Origin of the sequence: Dolomitihabitans soli (genome assembly GCF_022213955.1) — a bacterium.
In the GTDB taxonomy this organism is placed as follows: Bacteria; Actinomycetota; Actinomycetes; order Streptosporangiales; family Streptosporangiaceae; genus Streptosporangium_A; species Streptosporangium_A soli.
In genome coordinates this window covers 378,979-385,425 of sequence record NZ_JAKNTW010000013.1, presented here as the reverse complement: position 1 = coordinate 385,425, position 6,447 = coordinate 378,979, and the positions used below count along the sequence as shown (strand labels likewise).

Annotated in this window: 5 protein-coding genes; 4 read left to right on the top strand and 1 reads right to left on the bottom strand. The window is 69.0% G+C overall.

What is annotated here, in order from left to right; genetic code table 11:
• Positions 1-877 (top strand): dolichyl-phosphate-mannose--protein mannosyltransferase (locus MBA17_RS27045; protein ID WP_455432861.1); only part of this gene is annotated, 877 nt, incomplete at its 5' end.
• Here the strand turns inward: MBA17_RS27045 and MBA17_RS27040 are convergent.
• On the bottom strand, positions 828-2,336 hold the full coding sequence (locus MBA17_RS27040; RefSeq protein WP_238499390.1) for a hypothetical protein: 1,509 nt from the start codon (positions 2,334-2,336) through the stop codon (positions 828-830). The genes MBA17_RS27045 and MBA17_RS27040 overlap by 50 nt on opposite strands.
• Positions 2,337-2,436: 100 nt before the next feature.
• On the opposite strand from MBA17_RS27040, the gene MBA17_RS27035 reads away from it, so the two are divergent.
• The 3 genes from MBA17_RS27035 to MBA17_RS27025 all read left to right on the top strand — a co-directional run bounded on the left by MBA17_RS27035 (position 2,437) and on the right by MBA17_RS27025 (position 6,405).
• Positions 2,437-3,657, top strand: coding sequence for a glycosyltransferase (locus MBA17_RS27035; RefSeq protein WP_238499389.1), 1,221 nt, complete (start codon positions 2,437-2,439; stop codon positions 3,655-3,657).
• Positions 3,658-3,687: 30 nt separating this feature from the next.
• Positions 3,688-5,484, top strand: a complete 1,797-nt coding sequence (gene metG, locus MBA17_RS27030; protein WP_238499388.1) for a methionine--tRNA ligase — start codon at positions 3,688-3,690, stop codon at positions 5,482-5,484.
• 66 nt (positions 5,485-5,550) lie between these two features.
• On the top strand, positions 5,551-6,405 hold the full coding sequence (locus MBA17_RS27025) for a TatD family hydrolase (RefSeq protein ID WP_238499387.1): 855 nt from the start codon (positions 5,551-5,553) through the stop codon (positions 6,403-6,405).
• Positions 6,406-6,447 lie beyond the last annotated feature (42 nt).

The following is a 6,447-nucleotide window of genomic DNA, read 5'->3' as shown; positions in this document are numbered from 1 at the left end:
GGGGGTGTGTCTGGGTGCGGCGTGTGCGGTGAAGTGGAGTGGGATCTTCTTCCTGCTGGCGTTCGCGGTGATGTCGTTGATGTGGGATGCGGGGGCGCGCCGCGCGATCGGCCTGCGCAAGCCGTACCGGGGGACGCTGAAGCGGGACCTGCCGACCGCCCTCACGGCCCTCGCCCTGGCTCCCGCGGTCACCTACATCGTGTCGTGGACCGGTTGGTTCGTCTCCTCGCTCGGCTATGGCCGAAACTGGGGCCAGGCGATCTCCGCGGGCCCGGCGTACTTCGTCTTCGACTCGCTGCGCTCCTGGATCGACTACCACCTCGCCGTGCTCGGCTTCCACACCGGCCTGGAGAGCGGCCACACGTACCAGTCGGAGCCGTGGCAGTGGCCGCTGCTGCTGCGCCCGGTCGCGTTCCACTACCCCGCGAACGCGAAGGGCTGCGGGGCCGACCGGTGCTCGGAGGCGGTGCTCGGGGTGGGCACCCCGGTCATTTGGTACGGCGCACTGGCCGCGTTGATCGCGATGATCACCTGGTACGTCGCGACCCGCGACTGGCGGGCCGGGAGCGTGCTGCTGGCCTACGCCGCCGGATGGCTGCCCTGGTTCTACTACGCCGTCGCCGACAACCGGACGATGTACTTCTTCTACATGGCGCCGCTGGTGCCGTTCATGGTGCTGGCGATCGTGCTCGTCGCCGGGATGGTCATCGGGCCGGTGAAGGCGAGCCCAGCCCGCCGGGCGATGGGGGCCTCGGCCGTCGGGGCGTTCACCCTGCTCGCCCTGATGAACTTCGCCTTCCTCTACCCGGTGCTCGCGGGCGAGCTGATCACTTTCGCTCAGTGGCAGGCTCGGATGCTGATGCGGTCCTGGGTCTGACCCACCGCGGCAGCCGTACGCCGTGGCGCAGCGAGATGCCCGCCGCCAGGCACGCCAGGGGTACGGCGGGCACCAGGTAGCGGTAGTCGAACTCGGCGGTCGCGGCGGGGGCGAGGATCAGCCCGACCGCCGCCAGCCAGGGCAGCAGCACCGGGCCGCCCAGCTTGCGCCAGCGGACGGCCACGCCGTACAGGCCGATCAGCAGGATCACGCCCAGCGCCGTGCCGGGGAGGTGGACCAGCCGCTGGTAGCCCTGGACGAAATCTGCCCACGGCTGGACGATCTGGGTGGCCGCCGAGCCGCGCTCGTAGGTCTCGGCGTCGGTGTCGGCCCTGCCCCGGTACAGCGACCAGGTGGGCAGCGGCTTCTCCGCGCGGGGGAACTCGTACTGCAGGAAGGTGCTGGCGTCGGGGTAGACGGGACGGTCCCAGCGGAAGGCGCGGAAGAAGTCGCGGGCGACGACGGAGAGGTAGTCGCCGGGCTGGGAGGTGATCGCCCGCATGGCGAACCTGCTGGCGTTCGCGTTCATCTCGACGTCGAACTTGGTGCCGGGGCCGAAGACGTGGAACTTCTGCCCCGCCCGGTCCCACCACAGGAAACCCTGCCCGGAGATCCCCCGCTGGTTCTGCGGGACGATGATGCACAGCAGCCCGAGCTCCAGGTCCTTGCGCTCGTCGAGGCCCATCTTGTCGCAGTCGGCGAACAGGGCCGTGCGCATGTAGAGGATCGGGCCGTCGCTGTTGGTCATCGCGAAGTTCCCGTAGGTGGCGGAGAACCACCCCATGTACGCGAGCACCGGGAGCGCGCAGGCGGTCACCATCGCCAGGACCGGCCGCAGACCGGCACGTTTGATCAGCAGGAAGACCACGACGAGGGCCAGGATGGCCAGGCCGATGCTCCGGGTCAGCGCGGTCAGCGCCAGCAGCAGGCCGACCACCGCGCCGACCCGCCAGGACATCCGCCGGTGCCAGAGCACCAGCGTGATCACGCCCACGCACAGCAGCGTGAACATGGCGTCGGACATGATGAGGTGTTCGAGCTGGATCTGGTAGGCGTCGAACAGCACCGGCACCGCGGCCAGCGCCGCGCCCCAGCCGGGCAGCCCGAAACGCCGGTGCAGCAGTATGTAAACCAGCACCGCGGTCGCCAGGCCCATCAGATGCTGGGTGAAGACCACCAAGCTGAAGCTGTGGAACGGCTCCAACGCGAGCAGCCAGTAGCCGTAGCCGTTGGGGCGGATCGGGTGCGGCCGAAAAGGGTGCAGCGCGACCGAAACGTACTCGTAGGAGTCGTTGAACCACAGCGCTGGGCGGTATCCGAGCATGGTCACGACACGCAGCAGCCCGCCGAGTGCGAAGACCGCGGCGAACCACCGATGCCGGTCGAGGAAAGCGATCAGACGCCTCCCTCTGCTCGCCGCGGACGCGTTCAGCCGCGGCGACTCCGCAACGCTCACCATGGCTTACAGGATGCCAGCCGTTTGGTGGTCTTGACCCGTGCACGGCCGGGCAGGGGGCATGATGGTGAAATTGCACGTGCTGTCAGCGAAGGGTTGAGACGTGGAACTGACCGTGGTCATGCCCTGCCTGAACGAGGCAGAGACCGTGGAGACCTGTGTGCGCAAGGCAGTCGACTGCATGCGCGAACACGGCATCGACGGCGAGGTGGTGATCGCCGACAACGGCAGCACCGACGGCTCGCAGCAACTCGCCCGTGACGCCGGCGCGCGGGTGGTCCACGTCGAGGAGAAGGGTTACGGCAACGCCCTCATGGGCGGGATCCGGTCGGCCCGTGGACGTTATGTGATCATGGGCGACGCCGATGACTCCTACGACTTCACCTCTTTGCTCCCTTTTGTTGAGCAGCTTCGCGACGGCGCCGATCTGGTCATGGGCAACCGGTTCAAGGGCGGCATCGCGCCCGGCGCCATGCCTCCCCTGCACCGCTACCTCGGCAACCCCGTGCTCTCCTTCATCGGGCGGCTGTTCTTCCCCTCGGCCATCGGTGACTTCCACTGCGGGCTGCGCGGCTTCCGGCGCGACTCGATCCTGCGGCTCGGCCTGCAGACCGGCGGCATGGAGTTCGCCAGCGAGATGGTGGTCAGGTCCACCCTCCAGGGCCTCGACGTACGCGAGGTGCCCACCACGCTGTCGCCCGACGGCCGCACCCGCCCGCCGCACCTGCGCTCCTGGCGCGACGGCTGGCGTCACCTGCGCTTCCTGATGCTCTACAGCCCGCGCTGGCTGTTCTTCATCCCCGGCCTGCTGCTGATGGCGCTCGGCCTCGTCGCGGGCACCGCGCTCACCTTCGGCCCGGTCGAGATCGGCGAGCTGGCCTTCGACGTCGACACCCTGGTCGGCGCCTCGGCCATGGTGGTGATCGGCTTCCAGGCGGTGCTGTTCGCGTTGTTCACCAAGGTCTACGCGGCCGAGGAGGGCTTCCTGCCGGAAGACCGGCGGATCAAACGCCTGGTCGACGTGATCACTCTGGAGCGGGGTCTGATCGTCGGCGGCCTGCTGGCGCTCGCCGGTCTCGCCGGTCTGGTGGCCTCACTGGTGCACTGGCAGATCCGCAGCTTCGGCGAGCTCGACCCGCGCGAGTCGCTGCGTCTGGTCGTGCCCTCGGCGACCGCGCTGGTGATGAGTTTCCAGACCATCTTCGCCGCGCTGTTCATCAGCATCCTCGGCATCCGCCGTACCAGGGAGACCCCGATCGACGTCGCGGCGTCCGCGGCCGAGGAAGCCGCGCAGGCGGTCACAAAGGAGCCGGCGGAGGCGTAATCCGTTCGACGCAACCTCTAGGCTTGGCACATGTCCCAGCACATCCTGACCGCCGTCGCGTGGCCCTACGCGAACGGACCCCGCCACATCGGGCACGTCTCCGGTTTCGGCGTGCCCTCTGACGTCTTCAGCCGCTACCAGCGGATGGCGGGCAACAAGGTGCTGATGGTCAGCGGGACCGACGAGCACGGCACGCCGATCCAGGTGCAGGCCGACAAGGAGGGCGTCACCGCCCGCGAGCTCGCCGACCGCTACAACCGGGTGATCGCCGAAGACCTCACGGCGCTCGGGCTCTCCTATGACCTGTTCACCCGGACCACGACCGAGAACCACTTCGCGATCGCGCAGGAGATCTTCAAGGGGCTCCACAAGAACGGCTACGTCTTCCCGCGTACCACGATGGGTGCGATCTCGCCGTCCACCGGCCGCACCCTCCCCGACCGCTACGTCGAGGGCACCTGCCCCATCTGCGGCTACGACGGGGCCCGCGGCGACCAGTGCGACAACTGCGGCAACCAGCTCGACCCGATCGACCTGATCAACCCCCGGTCGAAGATCAACGGCGAGACCCCGAAGTTCGTGGAGACCGAGCACTTCATGCTCGACCTGCCGGCTTTCTCCGAGGCGCTGGGCACCTACCTGCAGGGCAAGCAGGGCGAGTGGCGGCCCAACGTGCTGAAGTTCTCCCTCAACATGCTCCAGGACCTGCAGCCGCGCGCGATCAGCCGCGACCTCGACTGGGGTGTGCCGATCCCGCTCGACGGGTGGCGCGACCGGACCGACAAGAGGCTGTACGTCTGGTTCGACGCGGTCGTCGGTTACCTGTCGGCCTCGATCGAGTGGGCCAAGCGGTCGGGCGACCCCGAAGCGTGGCGCCAGTGGTGGCAGAACCCCGACGCCCGCGGCTACTACTTCATGGGCAAGGACAACATCGTCTTCCACGCCGAGATCTGGCCGGCGATGCTGATGGGCTACAACGGACAGGGATCGCGCGACGGCACGCCCGGCTCGCTCGGCGCCCTCGACCTGCCCTCCGAAGTGGTCTCCAGCGAGTTCCTGACCATGGAGGGGCGCAAGTTCTCCTCCTCCCGCCAGGTGGTCATCTACGTCCGCGACTTCCTGTCGCGCTACGACGCCGACGCCCTGCGCTACTACATCTCCGTGGCCGGGCCGGAGACCCAGGACACCGACTTCACCTGGTCGGAGTTCGTCAACCGGAACAACGGCGAGCTGGTCGCGGCCTGGGGCAACCTGGTCAACCGGTCGATCTCGATGGCGTCCAAGAACTTCGGGGTGATCCCCGAGGCCGGTGACCTCACCGACGCCGACCGCGCGATGCTGGCGCGCTCCCGCGCGGCGTTCGCCCCGGTTGGCGCCGAACTGGCCCGCTCCCGGTTCAAGAACGCGGCCACCGAGGCGCTCGACGTGGTCCGCGAGGCGAACAAATACCTCGCCGAGCAGGAGCCGTGGAAGCTCAAGGGCGACCCCGAGCGCCAGAAGTCGATCCTGCACGTCGCGCTCCAGGTCGTCGACGACGCGAAGACGCTGCTCACGCCGTTCCTGCCCGGCTCGTCCAACAAGATCCACGCGATGCTCGGCGGCACCGGGGTCTGGTCGGGCATGCCGGAGATCCGCGAGGTCGGCGAAGACTCCGGCAGGCAGTACCCAGTGATCACCGGCGACTACGACGACGCCGCCCGCTGGGAGCACACGCCGCTGCGCGCGGGCATCCCGCTCGCCCCGCCCACGCCGCTGTTCCCCAAGCTCGATCCCAAGGTGGTCGACGAGGAGCTGGCCCGTCTCGCTGAAGTGAGCGCCGAATCGTGAGCGCCGAATCGTGAGCGCCGAATCGTGAGCACCGAATCGTGAGCACCGAATTGTGAGCGGCGGGTCATGAGCAAGATTCCCGCGCCGCCCGAGCCGCTGGGCGCCGAGGTCTTCGACAGCCACTGCCACCTCGACATCATGGTCGGCAACCGGCAGGCGTCCATGGCCGACGCGGTGGCCCAGGCGGCACAGGCCGCGACGGGCACGGTCGAGGGCATCCTCGCCGAGGCGCGGGCGGTCGGGGTGACCCGGCTGCTCACGATCGGCTACGACCTGCCGTCCTCGCGGTGGGGCGCCGACGCGGCGGTGCTGCACCACGACGTCTACGCGGGCGTCGCCATCCACCCGAACGACTCGCACGCGGCGACGCCCGAGGTGCTGGCCGAGATCGAGGACCTGGCCAGGCAGCCGGGCGTCCGGGCGGTCGGCGAGACCGGCCTCGACTACTACCGTGACTGGGCCACCAAGAGCGACCAGCACGCGAGCTTCCGCGCGCACATCGAGATCGCCAAACGCACCGGCAGAGCACTGGTGATCCACGACCGGGAGGCCCACGACGACGTGCTGCGGGTCCTCGCCGAGGCGGGCGCGCCCGAGGTGGTGGTCTTCCACAGCTTCTCGGGCGACGCCGAGCTGGCCCGGAAGTGCGTCGACGCCGGCTACTTCCTGTCCTTCTCCGGCCCCGTCACCTACAAGAACGCCGGCTACCTGCGCGCGGCCGCCGAGGTGACGCCGCCGGAGCTGATGCTCGTCGAGACCGACGCCCCCTACCTCCCGCCGGTTCCCCACCGAGGCAAGCCCAATGCCCCTTACCTGATCCCGCTCATCGTCCGCTGTCTGGCCGAGACGAAGTCCCTGCAGCCCGACACCCTCGCCACCACCATCAACACGAACGGCGAAACGGCCTTCGGCACCTGGTGACCACCCTGTACGGCACGCGAATCGCCGGCGATCGGGCACCCG

Coding starts and splice junctions, on each gene's coding strand:
- MBA17_RS27040 (WP_238499390.1), bottom strand. CDS start 2,336: ATGGTGAGCGTTGCGGAGTCGCCGCGGCTGAACGCGTCCGCGGCGAGC.
- metG (WP_238499388.1), top strand. CDS start 3,688: ATGTCCCAGCACATCCTGACCGCCGTCGCGTGGCCCTACGCGAACGGA.
- MBA17_RS27025 (WP_238499387.1), top strand. CDS start 5,551: ATGAGCAAGATTCCCGCGCCGCCCGAGCCGCTGGGCGCCGAGGTCTTC.